Origin of the sequence: Acidovorax sp. NB1 (genome assembly GCF_005405905.1) — a bacterium.
Classification (GTDB): Bacteria; Pseudomonadota; Gammaproteobacteria; order Burkholderiales; family Burkholderiaceae_C; genus Acidovorax.
In genome coordinates this window covers 120,008-137,119 of sequence record NZ_BJHU01000035.1, presented here as the reverse complement: position 1 = coordinate 137,119, position 17,112 = coordinate 120,008, and the positions used below count along the sequence as shown (strand labels likewise).

Below are 17,112 nucleotides of genomic sequence, written 5' to 3'. Positions count from 1 at the left end.
TCATGCCGCTCATCCACATCGCCATGCGTGCTGGCAAGCCTGCTGCCTACAAGCAGGCGATTTTCGACACCCTGTACCGGGCCATGCGCGAAACCTTCAATGTGCCCGAGGACGATCAGTTCATGACCATCACCGAGCACGACGCTGCGAACTTCCGCTACAGCCCGTCCTACCTGGGGGTGGCGCGCAGTGACGATGTGGTGTTCATCCAGATCACGGCCAACAACACGCGCACACTGGAGCAGAAAAAGGCGTTGTTCCAGCGCATTGCCCAGCTGCTGGGTGAAAGCCCGGGCCTGCGGCCTGAAGACGTGTTCGTGAACATTGTCGAAGTGGCCAAGGAGAACTGGTCCTTCGGCCACGGCTTGGCGCAATACGCCTGAGGGCGGGAGGGCAGGGCCTCCACATGCGGCGGGCTCAGCGGGTTCTTTTGCAGAAACCGCGCAGCGACCAGGCACCACACCTGTCGCTGCACCGGGGCCATGCTCCATTAGGGTGGGGCTGGCAGGTTGTGCGCTTCAGCCCAGCTCGGCGGCCGAGGGCAGGTACAGCCCTTCGGCCGTCGTGATGGCACGCGCAGCCCGTGCGGCCCGCGCCGTGGCGATGGCCGTGGCCTCGGCCGCCATGGTGGCCAGCACCATCATGCCCAGGCTCTTGCCGCTGCGGCCCGTGCCCAGGCTGAAGAGGGTGTCGCCGTCCGACATGGTGTGCACCGGGTTGATGCTGCGCGCCAGCCCGTCGTGCGCCGCCACGGCCAGGCGGTGGGCCTGCACTTTGGTGATGACCGCATCGGTGGCGACCACGCCGATGGTGGTGTTGGTGCCCGCCAGCAGGGGCTGGGGCGGGTCGCCGCGCAGCAGGGCGCGGCGCGTGTCGCGCAGCGCCAGGCCGTCGTCGGTGCGAGCCCCGGCGATGACCTGCGCAGTGTCGGGGTCGATCACGTCGCCCAGGGCATTGCAGGCGATGAGGGCCCCCACCGTCACGCCGTCCACGGTGACGGAGGCGGTGCCGATGCCGCCCTTCATTGCACGTTGGATACCAAAAATCTTGCCCAGGGCTGCACCGGTGCCTGCGCCCACATTGCCTTCGGCCGGGTCGGCGGTGGAGGCGGCCTCGCACGCGGCGTAGCCCGCCGCAGCGTCGGGGCGCACGCGCATGTCGCCCACCAGCAGGTCGAACAGCACCGCAGCAGGCACGATGGGCAGGCGGCCCACGGCCACGTCAAACCCCACGCCGCGTTCTTCGAGCCAGCGAACGGCGCCCGTGGCGGCGTCCAGTCCCCAGGCGCTGCCGCCCGCGAGCATGATGGCGTGCACCTTGTCCACCAGGTTGGAGGGGTGGAGCAAGTCTGTCTCGCGTGTGCCGGGCGCGGCACCCCGTACATCCACTCCGGCCACAGCGCCCTCGCGGGTGATGATGACGGTGCAGCCCGTGGGGCGGCGGGTTTCGGTGAAGTGGCCGACCTCGATGCCGGCCACGCGGGTGATGCTGCCAGCGTCGCCAGCCATTGCGTGGTGAGAACTCATGGCCGGTGATTATGGTGCCCAGGGGCCGTGTGGCAGTTGCGCAGCGTCAGGGCCCTGGCGCTGCGCGTGGAGTTGCTTCAGGGCGCTTTCTCGATCCGCTGGACGTGGTAGGCACCGTTGGTCTGCTCGGCCCGAAAGCGCACCTTGTCGCCCGGTTTCAGATCGCCCACCACGCCGGCGTCCGCCACGCGGAACACCATGGTCATGGGGGGCATCTCCAGGTTCTTGATCTCGCCGTGTTTGAGGGTAAGGCGCAAGGTGCGCGGGTCCCAGCGGGTGATTTCGCCTTCGCTCAGTTCTGCCTGGGGTGCGGGCGATGCGGTGGCCGTGGGGTGGTGGCTGCTGTGGTTGTCTGCGGCAGCCCCGGCCGGGGCTTGCGCCAAGGCAGGCCCAACAACCAGGACGAGCAGGCTGGCAGCCAGCGGGATGGAGAAGGGGTGCTTTTTCATGTCGATGCCTTTTTGTTGTAGCTGTTGAACACGCGCGTGCTGCCGTCGTGCGCCACCAGCAGCACGTCGTACGGGTCGCGCCGGTCGCCATACACGGCGCCGTCCATGCCCGGCGAGCCCACGGGCATGCCGGGCACCGCCAGGCCCAGGGCCTTGGGTTTTTGCTGCAGCAGCTTGCGCACGTCGCTGGCGGGCACATGGCCTTCGACCACATAGCCGCCCACCAGCGCGGTGTGGCATGAGCCCAGCTTTTGCGGCAGGCCCAGGCGCGCGCGCACGGCGTTGTTGCCGGTGGCGTGCACCTTCACGGCAAAGCCGTGGTCCTGCATGTGGTCCACCCAGTCCTGGCAGCAGCCGCAGTTCGGGTCTTTCCAGACCTCCAGGGGCGTGGCGGTTGCCGTGTGCGGGGTGGCGCGCGCGGCGGTGGGCAGCAGGGCGATGGCCAGGCCTGCGCCCGCCACGGGCAGGGCGGCGGCCAGCCATTGGCGGCGCGTGGGCTGGGCGCGGGATGTACGGGGTGTGAGGGGTGTGTTCATGGTGTTGTGGCTCCAAAAGGCGGAGTGCGGCTCATGGCTTGCGCGGCAGCACGGTGATGGTCCCGGTCATGCCTGCCTGGTAGTGGCCCGCGATGAGGCAGGCAAAGTCGAACTGGCCTGCGCGGTTGAACTGCCACACGATGTCGCCTTTCTTGCCTGCGGCCACATGGGCCATGTAGGGCTCGTCGTGTTCCATGCCGGGGTGTTTGGCCATCATTTCGGCGTGCGCGTCCAGCTCGGCCTTGGTGCCGATCACGATCTCGTGCAGCACCTGGCCTTTGTTCTCGGCGCGCAGCCGCACAGTCTCGCCCTCGCGCACTTCGATGTGGCGGGGCGTGAAGCGCATGTCGTCGGTCATGCGGATGGTGATGGTGCGGGCCGCCGCCTGGGCGTCGCCTGCAATCCCCCAGGGCTTTTGTTCCTTCGCCACCGGTGCATTGCGGTTGTGGTGGGGCATGTTTTCATGCCCAAAAGAGGCGTTACCGCCCGCCAGTAAAGCGAGGGTAGCTATGAATTTGATAGTTTTCATGGGGAGGTCCTGTCTCAGTGCTGGTGGCCGCTGGCGGCCGGTTTGCGGGCGTTCGCGGCGCCAGGGGCGATACCTGGGGTGTCGGTGCGTGCGGGGCGGGGTGTGCTGGCCGGTGCGCCCTGCCATTCGTAGGCCTGCGTGCCCGGTGGCTGGGTGTAGTCGCCGGGGTCGCGGTAGTCTCCTGCCGCCTGGTTGGCGCGCACCTTGAAGGTGGTGAACATGCCGCCCATCTCCAGCGGGCCATAGGGGCCGGTGCCGGTCATCATGGGGAAGGTGTTGTCGGGCAGCGGCATCTCCATGGCGCCCATGTCGGCCATGCCGCGCTCGCCCATCACCATGTAGTCGGGCACGATCTTCTGAATCTTGCCCACCAGGCCCCGGTGATCCACGCCGATCATGGTGGGCACGTCGTGCCCCATGGCGCCCATGGTGTGGTGGCTCTTGTGGCAGTGGAAGGCCCAGTCCCCAGGCTCGTCGGCGATGAACTCCACCTGGCGCATCTGGCCCACGGCCACATCGGTGGTCACCTCGGGCCAGCGCGCGCTCTTGGGCACGGGCCCGCCATCGGTGCCGGTCACCTCGAACTCGTGCCCGTGGATGTGGATGGGGTGGTTGGTCATGGTGAGGTTGCCCACGCGGATGCGCACGCGCTCGCCCTGGCGCGCCACCAGGGGGCTGATGGCCGGAAACACGCGGCTGTTCCAGCACCAGATGTTGTGGTCCAGCATGGTGTTGACCTTGGGGGTCATGCTGCCGGGTTCCACGTCGAAGGCGTTGAGCAAAAACGCGTAGTCGCGCTGAACCGGCGCGATGTGCGGGTGTGTGGCCCGGGGGTGGGTGATCCACAGGCCCATCATGCCCATGGCCATCTGCACCATCTCGTCCGCATGCGGGTGGTACATGAAAGTGCCAGGCCTGCGCGCCACGAACTCGTACACAAAGGTCTTGCCGGGCGGGATCGCGGGCTGGTTGAGGCCGCCCACGCCGTCCATGCCATTGGGCAGGCGCTGGCCGTGCCAGTGGATGGTGGTGTGCTCGGGCAGTCGGTTGGTGACGAAGATGCGCACGCGGTCGCCTTCGACCACCTCGATGGTGGGCCCGGGGCTCTGGCCGTTGTAGCCCCACAGGTTGACCATGAAGCCGGGTGCCACCTCGCGCACCACGGGCTCGGCCACCAGGTGGAACTCCTTGACGCCTGCGTTCATGCGCCAGGGGGCGGTCCAGCCGTTCAGGGTAACCACGGGGTTATAGGGCCGACCCGTGGGCGGGTGCAGCGGCGGAGCTGTGTCGGCGCTGGACTGCGTGGCGGGCTCGGGCAGTGCTGCCAGGGCCACGCGGCTGACGGAGGCTGCAGCCACGGCCGTGGCTGCGCCGGAGAAGAAGTTGCGGCGGTTCATGTCAATGGCCTTGTGGGGTGGTGGAGGCTGCAGCGCCGGAGGTGAGGCCCTGCAGGGCACCTGGCGAGGTACCCGTCAAAGCAAGTTGCAGGTCGGTCTCGGCCAGCCAGAAGTCGCGCTGCGCTTCGATGGCGTTGGCCACGGCCTGCGTGCTGTTGCGCGCTTCGGCCAGCAGGTCCCACACGCTGGCCAGCATGCCGTTGTAGCGCAGCGTGGTTTCGCCCGCGATGAACTGGCGCAGCGGCACCACCTCGCTGTGCTGCTGGCGCGCCAGGTCGAGCGCGGTGCGGTAGGTGAGCCAGGCGGCGCGCACCTCGCTGCGGGCGCGCACGGCGGTGTCCTGCAGCTGGGCAGCGCTTTGCTCTACCTCGGCCTGCGCGCGGGTGCGGGCGGCGTCGCCCCAGTCGAACAGGGGCAGGGGCAGCTCCAGCTCCCAGCCGCGTTTCACATCGGTGTGCCCCGTGTCGCGCTCGGTGGCTGTGTTCCGGCTGTAGGCCAGGCCAATGTCGCCAAACACCGCGCCCGCGCGGCTCCAGCCTTGGCGCACGGCCTGGGTGTCGAGCTGGCGGCGGGCAGCCTGCACGTCCAGCCGTTCGCGCAGGGCGGTGGCTTCGATGCCGTCTGCAGGCAGGGCGCTGGCGGGCAAGGGGGGCAACTGGGCGGCCAGCTGGTACTGCGTTTGCACGCCCCACAGGCCCATGCGGCGGTGGAGTTCTTCGCGTGCGGTGGCCGCAGCCAGCCGGGCGCGCGCGTGCTGGCGCGTGGCCTCTAGCAGCGTGGCCTGCTCGCGGGCCTGCTGCAGGCGGCTCCAGTTGCCCACCTGCACCATGCGGCGGGCCAGCTCGGCCCCGGCCTCGGCGGCTTCGACCATGCGCCCCTGCGTGGCTGCCACCTGCTCGGCGGCCACGGCGCGCAGCCACGCGCGGCGTGTGTCTGCGGCCAGCAGCACCACGTCCTGTGCGGTTTGCAGCGTGGCGATCTGCAGGCGCTCGGCCTGGCGCTGGGTGCGCCAGGGCAGGGTGATGAGGTCCATCAGGCCAAAGGCCAGGGTGCGCTCGATCTCGCGTTCCTGGCTGTTGGTGAAGCGCCCCAGGGTCAGGTGCGGGTTGGGCAGCGAGATGGCTTGCACCCGTTCGGCATCGGCCACGCCCAGCGCGGCCAGGCGGGCTTGCAGGCCGGGGTTGTTGAGCAGGGCGATGCGCACGGCCGCGTCTTGCGTCAGGGGCTGGGCCAGCCAGCCCTCGATGGATTGCTGCGCTGCGGCGCGCGCAGTAGGGTCAGCGGCGAGCAGGGCGGCGGTGGTGCCCCCGGTGCGGTCCTGGGTGAGCGCCGCCACATCGCCGCGCAGGCCATCGGGCGATACGCTGGCGCAGCCCGCGAGGACGAGGGCGGTGGCGAGTGCTGAAAGGCGGGAAAGGTGGGGCCGGTGCTTCATGGCTTGCTCCCGGGCATGGGGTGGTGGCCGTGGTGGCCACGGTGGTGCTGGTGCATGTGCTTGGGCGCAACGCCGGCAGCCGCCTTGTCACCGCCACCGTGTGTGTGTGACGAAGGCGGGGGCGGAGTGGGCGCAGCGCCCTGCTGCTTCTCCCACGCCACGATGTCGGCATGGCCGCGTGGGAACTGGCCGACCGCGTGGTGGGCGTCCTGCCAGCCATGCCCCGTGGGCAGCTCGACCAAAGCCGTGGGCGCCGGAGGGGCGGGATGGATCAGCGGGGCCGTGGCCGCACCGGGCTCGGCCGCATCGGCCGTGTAGTGGGTGTGGGGGCTCTGGGCGAGGGCGGGGGGCACCGCAATCAGCAGTGTGAGCAGTGCAAGGCAGGCGAGCCGGGTGCGTGTCTGCACCAGGCGGGAAGCCGGGGGATGGGAAAAAGGGGCGCGCATGGCGATCTCCAGACAGCGAAAAACAGGCAATGCGCTGCAACTGGCGCGCCCCGGAAGAGGGCGGCCAGCAATGCAGACGCACTTCGGGCGTCGGAGATCAGGCGATGGGTGGTTTGATGGCCAGTGCCGCCGGGGCACTGTCGAATGGCGCGGCGCTCAGGGCGCGCAGGGGGCCGGGGGGCTGGTGCGCCGGTGTCAGCGCAGTGGGCACATCCAGCATGGCCGAATGGCAGATTTCGCAGGCCGAGCAGGCACTGGCATGGTGATCGTGGGCGGCGCAGCCGGTGCTGCTGCCATCGCACGTGGCCACATCCACACCCGCAGGCGCTGCCGAGGCGTGGTCATGGTCGTGATCGTGGTGATCGTGATCGGTTTCGGGCTCTGCGGCCGTGCTCTCGGGGAGCTGGGGGCCACTGGGCTGTGCGCCGGATGTGGTGGCGGGCGTCTGGTGGGCCTCAGCCGAGGTGTGGGGCGCTGCATGGGCAGTATCGGCCTGGATGTGGCTGTGCGCGGCGGCTGCGGGCTGCAGCGGGGGCAGCACCCCGGCGGCCATGGCAGTGCCGGTGAGGCCCCGCAGGACCAGCACCACCATCAGCAAAAGAGAAAGGCCGCGACGCATCCGTCAATGATACGGCGCGCGAACGGATGGTTCCCTTGTCCAGCGGTTTTTCGCCTTCCCAAGCGGCGGCTCCACTGGTCCGGGGCTGCAGGCGCCCCGCGCAAACAAGGGGCGACTGTTGGGGCAGGGGGCGCTAACATGCAAGCCAACATGTCTGCGGTGGGTGGTGGCCTGCGGGTTGCGGCCAGTGGCGGGCATGCACACAAGCCTTCTTTCTTTGTCTTGCACAGAAAGGCCGGTATGCCCCCCTGGGTTGCAGGAATGTGGAGTACCTTGCCCGCGCGGATCCGCTGGCTGGTGTTGTGCGCCACGTTGCCCGCAGTGCTGCTGGTGGTCTACCAGGCCCGGGCCCACCGCGCCGATGCGATTGCGGCCGCCGAGGAGCGCGCGCTGCAGGCACTGCGCTCGGTGGCGGGCACCCAGCAGCGCCTGATCCAGAACACGCGGCAGTTTCTGCAGCAACTGGCGGCCATGCCGCAGGTGCGCGACCCTTCCGCGCCCGAGTGTGGCCGCTACCTGGCCGAGGTGCTGTCTCTCAACGCCACCTACGTGAACATCGGCGTGCCCCGGGCCGATGGGGAGTTGCTGTGCAATGCCCGGCCGCTGAAGGCGCCCGTCAACGTGGCCAACCGTCCCTACTTCCAGCAGACGATCACCGGCCGGGACTTTGCCGTGGGCAGTTTTCAGGTGGACCGAGCCGCCCAGGTGGCCAGCGTCAACTTTGCCTACCCGGTGATCCCGGCGGGCACGCAAGAGGTGGTGGGCGCGGCCGTGGCCGTGGTGTCGCTGGAATGGTGGAGCCGGCGGCTCACCGACCTCGGCCTGCCGGATGGCGCGGTGGCCCGGGTGTCCGACCCCGAGGGGCGCGTGCTGGCCCGCTACCCACCCGAGGCCAGCGAACTGGGTGCACCTTTTGCCGATGGCGAGTTCCGCGCCATGGTGCTGCAGACCCCGCAGGGCCAGCGCCTGCGCACGCGCGCGGATGGCGCCCCCGAGCTGGTGGTGTTCCAGCCACTCATCGAGGCGGGCGGCAAACCCGTGGCCACCATGAGTCTGACGGTGCCGCTGGAGAGCCTGTATGCCGCCGCCAACCAGCGCATGTGGACCGAGATGGCCTTCCTGCTGGCGGGGCTGGTGGTGTCGGTGGTGGTGGCCCAGGTGGGGGTGCGGCGCGGTGTGATGCGCCCCCTGCAGCGCCTGCTGCACGCCACCGACGAGCTGGCCGAGGGGCGCTATGTGTCGCGCGTTCCCGCCTCGGGGCTGCAGGAGCTGACCGAGCTGGGCCGCCGCTTCGACCGCATGGCGCTGACCCGCCAGAATGCCGAGGCCGAGCTGCGCCAGAGCGAAGAAAACCTGGCCATCACCCTGCACTCCATCGGCGACGCCGTGGTGGCTACCGACGCGCAGGGCCGCATCACCCGCATGAATGCGGTGGCCGAGCGCCTGACCGGTTGGCCGCTGGCGCAGGCCCTGGGCCAGCCACTTGCCGAGGTGTTCCGCATCGTCAACGCCGGCACGCGCGAACCGCAAGTGGACCCGGTGCAGCAGGTGATGGACAAGGGCCAGGTGGTGGCGCTGAGCAACCACACCACCTTGCTGGCACGCCATGGGGCCGAGTACCAGATCGCCGACAGTGCCGCCCCCATCCGCAACCCCCAGGGCCAGATCGTGGGCGTGGTGCTGGTGTTCAGCGACGTGAGCGAGTCCTACCGCGTGCGCCGCAAGCTGGAAGACAACGAGGCGCGTTTTCGCACCCTCACGGCGCTGTCGTCCGACTGGTACTGGGAGCAGGATGCGCAGTTTCGCCTCACGCATGTTGAGGGCCGCGCCGATGACCGGCTGGTGCAGGAGGCCGCGCTGCACATGGGCAAGACGCGCTGGGAGCTGGCTGCGCCGGGCATGAGCGATGCGCTTTGGGAAGAGCACCGCGCGCTGCTGGAGAGCCACCAGGAGTTCCGCGACTTCGAGTTCGAGCGCCACGACCGGCAGGGCTGTTCGTACTGGGTGTCCATCAGCGGCACGCCGGTGTTTGACGCGGACGGCGTGTTCTGTGGCTACCGGGGCGTGGGCAAGGACATCTCTGCCCGCAAGCGCGACGAAAACGAGCTGCGGATTGCCGCCATTGCCTTCGAGTCGCAAGAGGGCATGATCGTCACCGATGCCGACACCCGCATCCTGCGCACCAACCGGGCCTTCAGCCGCATCACCGGCTACAGCGCCGATGAGGTGGTGGGCCAGCCCACCCGCCTGCTGGCCTCGGGCCACCATGACAAGGCGTTTTTTGATGCGATGTGGGCCAGTCTGGCCAGTGCGGGCGAGTGGAAGGGCGAGCTGTGGAACCGCTGCAAAAGCGGCGAGGTGAACCTGCATTTCATGGCCATCACCGCCGTGACGGACCACCGGGGCGCGCTCACCCACTACGTGGCCACGCTCAGCGACATCACCCAGCGTGCAGCCGCAGCGCGCGAGATCGAGCACCTTGCGTTCTACGACCCGCTCACCCACCTGCCCAACCGCCGCCTGATGATGGACCGCCTGCAACAGGCGTTTGCCACCAGCGCGCGCGCCGGGCTGCAAGGGGCGCTGCTGTGCCTGGACCTGGACCACTTCAAGACCCTGAACGACACCCTGGGCCACGACATGGGTGACGTGCTGCTGCAGCAGGTGGCCGAGCGCCTGATCCGTTGTGTGCGTGAAGGCGACACCGTGGCACGCCTGGGCGGCGACGAGTTTCTGGTGCTGCTGGAGGACCTGGGTGCCCAGGCCACCGACGCGGCCGAGCAGGCGCAGACGGTGGGCGAAAAGATTCTGGCCGCGCTCAACCAGCCTTACCAGCTGGCGTCGCACCATGTGCACAGCACCACCAGTGTGGGCGCCGTGCTGTTCAGCGGCCAGGGGCAGACGGTGGAGGATGTGGTCAAGCACGCCGACCTGGCCATGTATGCCGCCAAGACCGCCGGGCGCAACGGCATCCGCTTTTTTGACCCCCGCATGCAGGCCGCTGTGACGGCCCGCGCAGCCCTGGAGAATGACCTGCGCATGGCCCTGGAGCAAGGCCAGTTCACGCTGCACTACCAGGTGCAAGTGGGTTGCGGCAAGCATGTGGTGGGGGCCGAGGTGCTGATCCGCTGGAACCACCCGGCGCGCGGCATGGTGCCGCCGTTCGAGTTCATCCCGCTGGCCGAAGAGACCGGGCTGATCCTGCCCATTGGCCTGTGGGTGCTGCAGACTGCCTGCACCCAGCTGCGCCGCTGGCAGGATGACCCGGCCACGGCCCACCTGCAACTGGCGGTGAACGTGAGCGCGCGCCAGTTCCGCCAGGCCGACTTCATGGAGCAGGTGGTGGCGGTGCTGCGCCAGACCGGGGCGCGGCCCGACCGCCTGAAGCTGGAGCTGACCGAGAGCCTGGCACTGGACAACGTGGACGACACCATCGCCAAGATGAACGCACTGCGCGCGCTGGGCCTGCGCTTTTCGATGGACGACTTTGGCACGGGCCAGTCGTCGCTGTCGTACCTCACGCGGCTGCCGCTGGACCAGCTCAAGATCGACCAGAGTTTTGTGCGCAACATCGGCATCCAGCACACCGACGCACTCATCGTGCAGACCATCATCGGCATGGCGCAGAGCCTGGGCATCGACGTGATTGCCGAAGGGGTGGAGACCGAGGCGCAGCGTGCATTTCTGGAGCGCCACGGCTGCACGCTGTGGCAGGGCTACCTGTTCAGCCGCCCGGTGCCCATCGAGGCGCTGGAGCACCGGCTGCACAGCGGGCTGGGTTGGCAGGTGTCGTCGTAGTTCGGGCTACACCGCCATGTAGCGCTTCATACCGCCATGTAGCGCCCAGGCCGGTGGTTCATGGCCAGCACCAGGTTGAGCGCCACCGCGCCCGCAACGGACCAGGCCACGCGCAGGGGCTCCACCGTCCACAGCGCCAGCAGCACGATGCCGCAGTCCACAGCCATCTGCACCTTGCCCGCGCGCCAGCCGTAGCGGTCTTGCAGGTACAGCGCGGCAATGCCCACGCCGCCCAGGCTGCAGCGGTGGCGGAACAGCACGAGGAAGCCAGTTCCCGTGATCAGCCCGCCCGCAATGGCCGCATACAGCGGCTGCAACTGCGCAAACTGCAGGAACTGCGACTGCAGCTCGGTCAGCAGTGACAGCAGCAGCACCGCAATGAAGGTCTTGACGGTGAACGCCCGTCCCAGCTTGCGCAGCGCCAGCCAGTAAAACGGCAGGTTGAGCACAAAGAAGATCTTGCCGAAGCCGATGCCCGTGGCGTAGTGCAGCAAAAACGCCAGCCCTGCCGTACCCCCGGTGAGCAGCCCGGCGCTCGTGAAAAACGCCACCCCCACCGAAATCAGCAACACCCCGGTGAAGATGGCCACGGCGTCTTCCGTGAGGCTGTGGGGCACCACCACTGGCGTGGCGGTTGCCGTGCTGTGGGTGGACGGGGCAGGGGCTGCGGGGGAGCTGGACATGTTCGGCGAAGGAAGGCTGGGGGAGGGCGTGCGCCGAATTGGAGCACGCAAGCCCCATGCCTGGCTTGTCGCGCGTCAAGTTCTGGCGCTGTGCCGGGCGCTGGCTGGCGTGGGATAGAGGCCGTGTTGTGGCATGCGTTTACTCATCATTTGATAGCGGCTTGGGCATGCTGGTCGGGCGCAAAGGCCATTTTCCATTCAAAGTTTCAGGGCCCGCCGTGGCGGCCAGCGCTTCGTCGATCAGCTGGGTGATCTCCGGCCGGGGTGCCATGGGCGCAAAGGCGCTGACATGCGCGCGGCCGATGTTACCCATGGGCAGCCGCGCCAGCGCATGCCCCAGCGGCACCAGCGCCAGCCGCAGCAGCTGGCCCGCCGCCTCGCGCTGGTCGCGCAGCTGCAGGGCATAGCGCAGCATGGCGGTGTGCGATCGCCAGTGCAGTGACAGCGTGGTCTGCCCCAGCACATGGGCCGCCTCCAACCAGTGCCAACGTGTGGCCGGTGGGGCACCCGCGTCGCGGGCGAAGGCGGCGAGCAGGTGGTCAAACGCCAGCTGCTTGCGCCAGGGCTGCACTGCGGCGTCGGTGCCCCGCTGTGCTGCCAACTGGCGCCAGCGCCTTTGGCGGTGCCGGTAGAACACCCAGGCAAAGGCTGCGCTGAGCGGTGTCATCAGCCAGGGCAGGTGGCGGGCCACGACCTCGATGTCGTCGGTGTACAGCGTGCGGCCATCGGGCAGCGCCTGCAGGGTGATGCGGTGGTCCCAGCGCCGCATCAGCATGCCTTCGCCGTTGTCGCGCAGCGTGGGCCAGCCGCCGGCCTGTGCAGGCGCCTCGATGGAAATGCGTACGGTTTGTGGGCCCATGGGCAGCAGGCCCAGCAGCCACATCTGCACGCGCAGGTTGCCGGGGGACCAGTGGGTGGGCCAGGGCGCGCCGCCGGGGCGCTTGAAGCGCACCAGCGGCGCCGTGATGTGGCGGAACACGGCGGTGCTTTGCAGCTGCGCTGCCACCCAGTCGGGCGGCGCATTCAAGGGGGTGGACAGGTGCACGCGCATGGTTCATTGCCCCTGCAGTTGTGCACCTGCGGCAGTGCTGGCCAGCTCCTGCCGGGCGTGGCGTATCACGCTCCAGCCCCCGCTGATGGCCAGGCCCGCCATGATGGCGGCCACCACGAGGTCTGGCCACACGGTGCCCGTGCCCAGCACGCCCAGTGCCGCGCCCATCACGGCCAGGTTGCCCAACGCATCGTTGCGGGTGCACAGCCACACGCCGCGCATGTTGGCGTCGCCCTCGCGGTAGGCATACAGCAGCGCGGCCACGCCCAGGTTGGCGGCCAGCGCCAGCAGGCCCACGCTGCCCATGGTGAAGGGCTCGGGAGGGATGCCTTGCCATGCGCCCCAGGCCACGCGGCCGATCACAAACACGCCAAAGGCCAGCATGCTGGCGCCCTTGACCAGGGCGGCACGGGCGCGCCAGGTCAGCGCCATGGCCAGCACCCACAGCGACAGGCCGTAGTTGGCCGCATCGCCCAGAAAATCGATGGCATCGGCCAGCAGAGATGCCGAGCCCGACCGGACGCCCGCGCCCAGCTCCAGCACAAACATCGCGGCGTTGACGAGGAGCGCAATCCACAGGATGCGGCGGTAGCGCGGGTCGGCCCCGGCGGGAGCGCCGTGGCTGTGGCCGGGGGCGCCGTGATCATGGTGGTCGTGATTGCAATGGGCAGACATGGGTTTCTTCTCCTGGCAGTTTTCGAGGTCGATGGCATGATTGGAAACCTTGAAGTCACTTGAAGGTCAAGCCCATGAGTCAACATGCCGCGCAGTTCCGCATCGGCGAGGCCGCCCAGCAGTCCGGGGTGTCGGCCGCCAACATCCGCTACTACGAAAAAGAGGGCCTGCTGCCGCCCGGTGCGCGCGAGGGCAACAGCTACCGCCTGTACAGCGGCGCCGACGTGCACCAGCTGCGCTTTATCCGCCTGTGCCGGGCCATGGACATGTCGCTGGACGAGGTGCGCACCCTGCTGGCGCTGGACTGGGGCCGCAAGGCCGACTGCGACGCCGCGCGCGACACGCTGGATGCCCACCTGCAGCATGTGCGCACCCGCCTGGCCGAGCTGCAGGCGCTGGAATCCGATCTGCTCGCGCTGCGCAGCCGCTGCGATGGCTCGGACGCCACCTGCCACATCATCGAAGCCCTGCACGAGCGCGCTGATGCGCAGCAGGCGGCCCTGCCCACCCCGGCAGGCCTGGGCAAGCGCCATGTGTGAGGGCATGTTTCCTGTGGGTATGAATTGCTATATTTTTGATAGCTTTAAAGGCATATCCATCAGGCGGGAGAGCCCCAAAAAGCTTGTATCCCTGTACCTGCAGTCGTGCCATGCGCCTGCCTGCAGGCCGCCGCTATGATCCGGCCATGATCTCGCGCCTGCCCGGCCTCTCCCTGCCCGAACGTGTGTGGAACACGGCGCGGCGCTGGGCGGTGGCCTGGTGGCGCATCCTGTACCTGGGGGCGGTGGTGCTGGTGCTGGTGTTGTCGCCGTCCAGCTACGGCAAGGGCACGCGCCGGGCCCTGGCCCGCCATCTGTATCTGGACACGGCGCCCGTGCTGCTGGGCTTCACGGTGCTGGCGGCGCTCATCAGTCTGGTGCTCACGCGCATCGTGGTGGTCACGGCGCTGAGCTATGGGCTGTCGCGCTATGCGCTGGAGATGGTGATCCGTGTGCTGGTGCTGGAGCTGATCCCGCTCACTGCGGCCCTGTTTGTGGCCATGCGCTGCACCATCCCCAACGGCTCGCAACTGGCGCGCCTTCGGCAAACAGGCCGCTTTGACGCGCTGCGCAGCCAGGGCTCCGATCCCGTGCGCATCGAGCTGCTGCCGCGTGTGATTGCGGGCGTGTTTGCCTGCGTGACCCTGGCCGCACTTTCCTGCGTGGTGGCGCTGGTGCTGGCCTACCTGGGCGTGTATGGTTTCAACATGGCCGGGCTGGCCGGCTACACGCGCATGTTTGGCCAGGTGTTCTCGCCCAGTGTGACCATGGTGTTTGTGCTCAAGACCCTGTTCTTCAGCCTGGCCGTGGCGCTGATTCCCATGGCCGCAGGCCTGTACGACGGCGGTGAGCGCACCCAGCCCGACTCGGAACTGGGTGGCCTCGCCCGCATGTTTGCGGTGCTGCTGCTGATCGAAGTGGCCTCACTCATGGGCAACTACTACTGACGGCCCGCGCCGGTCGCCCCACCTGTGCACCCCAACGACATGAACGACACCCCTCCCAAACCACCGCATGGCACGCCGCCTGTATCCCCCGCTGGGGCCGATGGCCCCCCGGTCGAAACCCTGCGCCCGGTGGCCCACCTGGAGCTGAAGGCTGCCGCGCTGCTGCTGTTCACGCTGGCGCTCATCGTGGGCTCGGGCCTGTACCTGCTGTACGCACGTGGCGCGTTCGAGCCCACGCAGACGCTGATCCTCACGGCCGATGATTCGGAAGGCGTGGTGGTGGGGATGGACATGACCTTCTCGGGCTTTCCCATCGGCCGGGTGCGCCGCATCGAACTGGCCGACAGTGGCAATGCCCGCATCCTGGTCGATGTGCCACGCAAGGACGCGCACTGGCTGCGTGCGTCCAGCGTGTTCACGCTGGTGCGGGGGCTGGTGGGCGGCACCAACATCCGGGCGTATTCCGGCATCCTCACCGACGACCCGCTGCCCGATGGCGCTGTGCGCCCCGTGCTGCGTGGCGATGCCACGGCAGAGATCCCGCAGCTCATGGCCACGGCGCGCGAGCTGCTCACCAACCTCAATGCCCTGACCGCCCCGGATGCTGCACTGGGCAACAGCCTGGCCAATGTGAAAACCCTCACCGACCGCCTCAATGGCCCCGGGGGCGCGCTGGGCGTGTTGATGGGCAACGAGGCTGATGCTAAGAGAATCATCACCACGCTGGAGCGCACCAACACGCTGCTGGCACGTCTGGACGGCATGGCCGCGCGGGCCGACCGGCAGGTGCTGGGCAGTGAGGGCAACAAGGATGCGCTGGTGCCCGAAGTGCGCGCTACCGTGGCGCAGCTCAACGGCCTGCTGGCCGACACCCGTGCCAGCGTCAAGAAGGTGGACGCCGTGCTGGTCGAAGCCCAGGCCGTTGGCGCTAACGCCCGCGAGGCCACCAACGACCTAGGGGCCCTGCGCGCTGAGGTGGAGAGCAACCTGCGCAAGGTGGAGAGCCTGGTCAACGAGATCAACCGCAAATGGCCTTTTGCACGCGACACGGAGCTGAAACTGCCATGAAGCGATATGCCTTTCCTCGTCTGTGGGCGCCAGAGCGGCTCGCCGCCATGGGTTGCGCCTTGCTGCTGGCGGCCTGCTCCAGCAAGCCCCCTGTGCCTGATTGGCAGATGAATGCCCAGGCGGCCGCCACCAAGGCTACCGAGGCCTATCTGTCTGGCAAGGCGCGTGTCGAGCAACTGGAATGGGAGCGGGCCCGCGCCGAAGTGGCCCGCACCGGTCGTGCTGATCTGCTGGCACGGCTGGAACTGATGCGCTGTGCAGCGCAGGTGGCCAGCCTGGAGGTGGGCCCCTGTGAACGGTTTGAGGCGCTGCGCCCGGATGCCGCTGCGCCCGAGCGGGCGTATGCCGACTACCTGGCAGGCCGGGTGTCGCCACAACAGCTGCCTTTGCTGCCCGAGGCACAGCGCAAGGTTGCTGCGTCGGGTGACGCCGCCACGCTGGCGGCCATCGAAGATCCGCTCTCGCGCCTGGTGGCTGCCGGGGTGTTGTTTCAGGCTGGGCGCGCCAGCCCCGCTGTGATGGCCGCCGCAACAGACACGGCATCCGCCCAAGGCTGGCGCAGGCCACTGCTGGCCTGGTTGCTACTGCAGGCGCAGCGGGCCGAGGCAGCAGGGGATGCTGAAGCCGCGGCCGCACTGCGCCGCCGCGTGGGCATTGTGGAGCAGGGCGCGGCCCCGGTGAAGTAAGCGGTGCGCCTCAGCGCAGGCGCGCCTGGAGCTGGCTTTCGATGTCAGTGCGCTCTGCGGCAAATTGCTGGGCGCTGATCTCATTGGCTTCAAACTTGCGCGCCATGGACAGCAGCAGCACCGTGTTTTCCAGCCGCGTGTCTTGTTGCAGCGATGGTGGCAGGGCCGTGAGCCGGTCAAAGCTTTGTTTGTACAACTCGCTCCAGCTGAGCGCGCCCGCCTGGGCCTGGGCATGCGCGTTGTCATGCCATCGCGAGAACTCTTCCAGGGCGCCATCGCGGGGGCTGGAGCAACCCAGCAGCCCCCCTAGCAGCGCCAGGGCTGCCCAAGCATGGGGAGTGAAGAGTGAGCGAAGAATGTCTGCAGGGATTCGAAAACGTGGGGTCACGATCGTCCTCCATTCCTGAATGCCACCCAAAAATCAAGGTGTGCAGCGCCGAATGGTACTCTGATGCTATGGTTTTTGCTACGGTGTTGCTGTTTTGACCCACGCGCCCGCGCGTCGGGCGCGATACCCAGGCTAATCAAGCCCTCGGCGGGCTCAGTGGCTCACAAAGCCGCTGGACAAAATCTCGTCCAGCCCGGCAGGCAGGTGCAGCATCGAATCCACCGACTGCACGGCCACGTCCGGCATCAGCACGGTCACAGCCGCCAACAATGCCAGCACCACGGTGCCCAGAAAAGCTGCTACAGCGCGTGCTCCAGGAGGGAGGAAATGGCGTTTCATG

At 68.4% G+C, this 17,112-nt stretch carries 19 protein-coding genes; 6 read left to right on the top strand and 13 right to left on the bottom strand.

Going from position 1 to position 17,112, the window contains the following annotated elements; all coding sequences use genetic code 11:
• Positions 1 to 2 precede the first annotated feature (2 nt).
• Positions 3 to 383, top strand: a complete 381-nt coding sequence (locus AvAM_RS18040) for a tautomerase family protein (protein WP_137748343.1) — start codon at positions 3 to 5, stop codon at positions 381 to 383.
• Positions 384 to 518: 135 nt separating this feature from the next.
• Here the strand turns inward: AvAM_RS18040 and AvAM_RS18035 are convergent, their stop codons facing one another.
• The 8 genes from AvAM_RS18035 to AvAM_RS18000 all read right to left on the bottom strand — a co-directional run bounded on the left by AvAM_RS18035 (position 519) and on the right by AvAM_RS18000 (position 6,937).
• The gene (locus AvAM_RS18035; RefSeq protein WP_137748342.1) at positions 519 to 1,526 is read right to left on the bottom strand and encodes a P1 family peptidase; all 1,008 of its coding nucleotides are present in this window, start codon (positions 1,524 to 1,526) and stop codon (positions 519 to 521) included.
• Positions 1,527 to 1,603: 77 nt separating this feature from the next.
• Positions 1,604 to 1,975 carry a copper-binding protein gene (locus tag AvAM_RS18030; protein ID WP_137748341.1) on the bottom strand — a complete coding sequence of 124 codons (372 nt, stop codon included), beginning with the start codon at positions 1,973 to 1,975 and terminating at the stop codon, positions 1,604 to 1,606.
• Complete coding sequence (locus AvAM_RS18025; RefSeq protein WP_137748340.1) at positions 1,972 to 2,511, bottom strand: DUF411 domain-containing protein; 540 nt, start codon at positions 2,509 to 2,511, stop codon at positions 1,972 to 1,974. Before AvAM_RS18025 ends, AvAM_RS18030 begins: the two co-directional genes overlap by 4 nt.
• Positions 2,512 to 2,542: 31 nt before the next feature.
• Entirely contained in the window at positions 2,543 to 3,040 is a 498-nt protein-coding gene (locus AvAM_RS18020) for a cupredoxin domain-containing protein (RefSeq protein ID WP_137748339.1), read from the bottom strand.
• A 14-nt stretch (positions 3,041 to 3,054) separates the two neighbouring features.
• On the bottom strand, positions 3,055 to 4,437 hold the full coding sequence (locus AvAM_RS18015) for a multicopper oxidase family protein (protein ID WP_137748338.1): 1,383 nt from the start codon (positions 4,435 to 4,437) through the stop codon (positions 3,055 to 3,057).
• Between the two features lies 1 nt (position 4,438).
• Positions 4,439 to 5,872, bottom strand: a complete 1,434-nt coding sequence (locus AvAM_RS18010; protein WP_137748337.1) for a TolC family protein — start codon at positions 5,870 to 5,872, stop codon at positions 4,439 to 4,441.
• A complete protein-coding gene (locus tag AvAM_RS18005) occupies positions 5,869 to 6,318 on the bottom strand; it encodes a hypothetical protein (RefSeq protein WP_137748336.1) in 450 nt (149 codons plus the stop codon). Before AvAM_RS18005 ends, AvAM_RS18010 begins: the two co-directional genes overlap by 4 nt.
• A gap of 97 nt (positions 6,319 to 6,415) precedes the next feature.
• Positions 6,416 to 6,937, bottom strand: coding sequence for a hypothetical protein (locus AvAM_RS18000; RefSeq protein ID WP_171012310.1), 522 nt, complete (start codon positions 6,935 to 6,937; stop codon positions 6,416 to 6,418).
• Positions 6,938 to 7,177: 240 nt separating this feature from the next.
• On the opposite strand from AvAM_RS18000, the gene AvAM_RS17995 reads away from it, so the two are divergent.
• On the top strand, positions 7,178 to 10,735 hold the full coding sequence (locus AvAM_RS17995) for an EAL domain-containing protein (protein WP_249368220.1): 3,558 nt from the start codon (positions 7,178 to 7,180) through the stop codon (positions 10,733 to 10,735).
• A 26-nt stretch (positions 10,736 to 10,761) separates the two neighbouring features.
• Here AvAM_RS17995 and AvAM_RS17990 read toward each other — a convergent pair whose 3' ends face one another.
• From AvAM_RS17990 to AvAM_RS17980, 3 genes are all read right to left on the bottom strand, one after another.
• Entirely contained in the window at positions 10,762 to 11,418 is a 657-nt protein-coding gene (locus tag AvAM_RS17990; protein ID WP_171012308.1) for a YitT family protein, read from the bottom strand.
• A gap of 139 nt (positions 11,419 to 11,557) precedes the next feature.
• Complete coding sequence (locus AvAM_RS25925; protein ID WP_249368218.1) at positions 11,558 to 12,469, bottom strand: DUF3703 domain-containing protein; 912 nt, start codon at positions 12,467 to 12,469, stop codon at positions 11,558 to 11,560.
• Between the two features lie 3 nt (positions 12,470 to 12,472).
• Entirely contained in the window at positions 12,473 to 13,144 is a 672-nt protein-coding gene (locus AvAM_RS17980; protein ID WP_171012306.1) for a cation transporter, read from the bottom strand.
• A 74-nt stretch (positions 13,145 to 13,218) separates the two neighbouring features.
• On the opposite strand from AvAM_RS17980, the gene AvAM_RS17975 reads away from it, so the two are divergent.
• From AvAM_RS17975 to AvAM_RS17960, 4 genes are all read left to right on the top strand, one after another.
• The gene (locus AvAM_RS17975; protein ID WP_137748334.1) at positions 13,219 to 13,683 is read left to right on the top strand and encodes a Cd(II)/Pb(II)-responsive transcriptional regulator; all 465 of its coding nucleotides are present in this window, start codon (positions 13,219 to 13,221) and stop codon (positions 13,681 to 13,683) included.
• 146 nt (positions 13,684 to 13,829) lie between these two features.
• Entirely contained in the window at positions 13,830 to 14,630 is an 801-nt protein-coding gene (locus AvAM_RS17970) for an ABC transporter permease (protein ID WP_137748643.1), read from the top strand.
• A 39-nt stretch (positions 14,631 to 14,669) separates the two neighbouring features.
• The gene (locus AvAM_RS17965; protein WP_137748333.1) at positions 14,670 to 15,698 is read left to right on the top strand and encodes an MlaD family protein; all 1,029 of its coding nucleotides are present in this window, start codon (positions 14,670 to 14,672) and stop codon (positions 15,696 to 15,698) included.
• Positions 15,695 to 16,384 carry a hypothetical protein gene (locus AvAM_RS17960; protein WP_137748332.1) on the top strand — a complete coding sequence of 230 codons (690 nt, stop codon included), beginning with the start codon at positions 15,695 to 15,697 and terminating at the stop codon, positions 16,382 to 16,384. The genes AvAM_RS17965 and AvAM_RS17960 overlap by 4 nt, the downstream gene beginning before the upstream one ends.
• A gap of 10 nt (positions 16,385 to 16,394) precedes the next feature.
• Here the strand turns inward: AvAM_RS17960 and AvAM_RS17955 are convergent, their stop codons facing one another.
• Positions 16,395 to 16,772 carry a hypothetical protein gene (locus tag AvAM_RS17955; RefSeq protein WP_249368216.1) on the bottom strand — a complete coding sequence of 126 codons (378 nt, stop codon included), beginning with the start codon at positions 16,770 to 16,772 and terminating at the stop codon, positions 16,395 to 16,397.
• A 153-nt stretch (positions 16,773 to 16,925) separates the two neighbouring features.
• Entirely contained in the window at positions 16,926 to 17,111 is a 186-nt protein-coding gene (locus AvAM_RS17950) for a hypothetical protein (RefSeq protein ID WP_137748331.1), read from the bottom strand.
• Between the last annotated feature and the right edge of the window lies 1 nt (position 17,112).

Bases quoted from the DNA above. Each gene is read 5' to 3' on its own strand.
- AvAM_RS18040 (WP_137748343.1), top strand. From the start codon at position 3: ATGCCGCTCATCCACATCGCCATGCGTGCTGGCAAGCCTGCTGCCTAC.
- AvAM_RS18035 (WP_137748342.1), bottom strand. From the start codon at position 1,526: ATGAGTTCTCACCACGCAATGGCTGGCGACGCTGGCAGCATCACCCGC.
- AvAM_RS18030 (WP_137748341.1), bottom strand. From the start codon at position 1,975: ATGAAAAAGCACCCCTTCTCCATCCCGCTGGCTGCCAGCCTGCTCGTC.
- AvAM_RS18025 (WP_137748340.1), bottom strand. From the start codon at position 2,511: ATGAACACACCCCTCACACCCCGTACATCCCGCGCCCAGCCCACGCGC.
- AvAM_RS18020 (WP_137748339.1), bottom strand. From the start codon at position 3,040: ATGAAAACTATCAAATTCATAGCTACCCTCGCTTTACTGGCGGGCGGT.
- AvAM_RS18015 (WP_137748338.1), bottom strand. From the start codon at position 4,437: ATGAACCGCCGCAACTTCTTCTCCGGCGCAGCCACGGCCGTGGCTGCA.
- AvAM_RS18010 (WP_137748337.1), bottom strand. From the start codon at position 5,872: ATGAAGCACCGGCCCCACCTTTCCCGCCTTTCAGCACTCGCCACCGCC.
- AvAM_RS18005 (WP_137748336.1), bottom strand. From the start codon at position 6,318: ATGCGCGCCCCTTTTTCCCATCCCCCGGCTTCCCGCCTGGTGCAGACA.
- AvAM_RS18000 (WP_171012310.1), bottom strand. From the start codon at position 6,937: ATGCGTCGCGGCCTTTCTCTTTTGCTGATGGTGGTGCTGGTCCTGCGG.
- AvAM_RS17995 (WP_249368220.1), top strand. From the start codon at position 7,178: ATGCCCCCCTGGGTTGCAGGAATGTGGAGTACCTTGCCCGCGCGGATC.
- AvAM_RS17990 (WP_171012308.1), bottom strand. From the start codon at position 11,418: ATGTCCAGCTCCCCCGCAGCCCCTGCCCCGTCCACCCACAGCACGGCA.
- AvAM_RS25925 (WP_249368218.1), bottom strand. From the start codon at position 12,469: ATGCGCGTGCACCTGTCCACCCCCTTGAATGCGCCGCCCGACTGGGTG.
- AvAM_RS17980 (WP_171012306.1), bottom strand. From the start codon at position 13,144: ATGTCTGCCCATTGCAATCACGACCACCATGATCACGGCGCCCCCGGC.
- AvAM_RS17975 (WP_137748334.1), top strand. From the start codon at position 13,219: ATGAGTCAACATGCCGCGCAGTTCCGCATCGGCGAGGCCGCCCAGCAG.
- AvAM_RS17970 (WP_137748643.1), top strand. From the start codon at position 13,830: ATGATCTCGCGCCTGCCCGGCCTCTCCCTGCCCGAACGTGTGTGGAAC.
- AvAM_RS17965 (WP_137748333.1), top strand. From the start codon at position 14,670: ATGAACGACACCCCTCCCAAACCACCGCATGGCACGCCGCCTGTATCC.
- AvAM_RS17960 (WP_137748332.1), top strand. From the start codon at position 15,695: ATGAAGCGATATGCCTTTCCTCGTCTGTGGGCGCCAGAGCGGCTCGCC.
- AvAM_RS17950 (WP_137748331.1), bottom strand. From the start codon at position 17,111: ATGAAACGCCATTTCCTCCCTCCTGGAGCACGCGCTGTAGCAGCTTTT.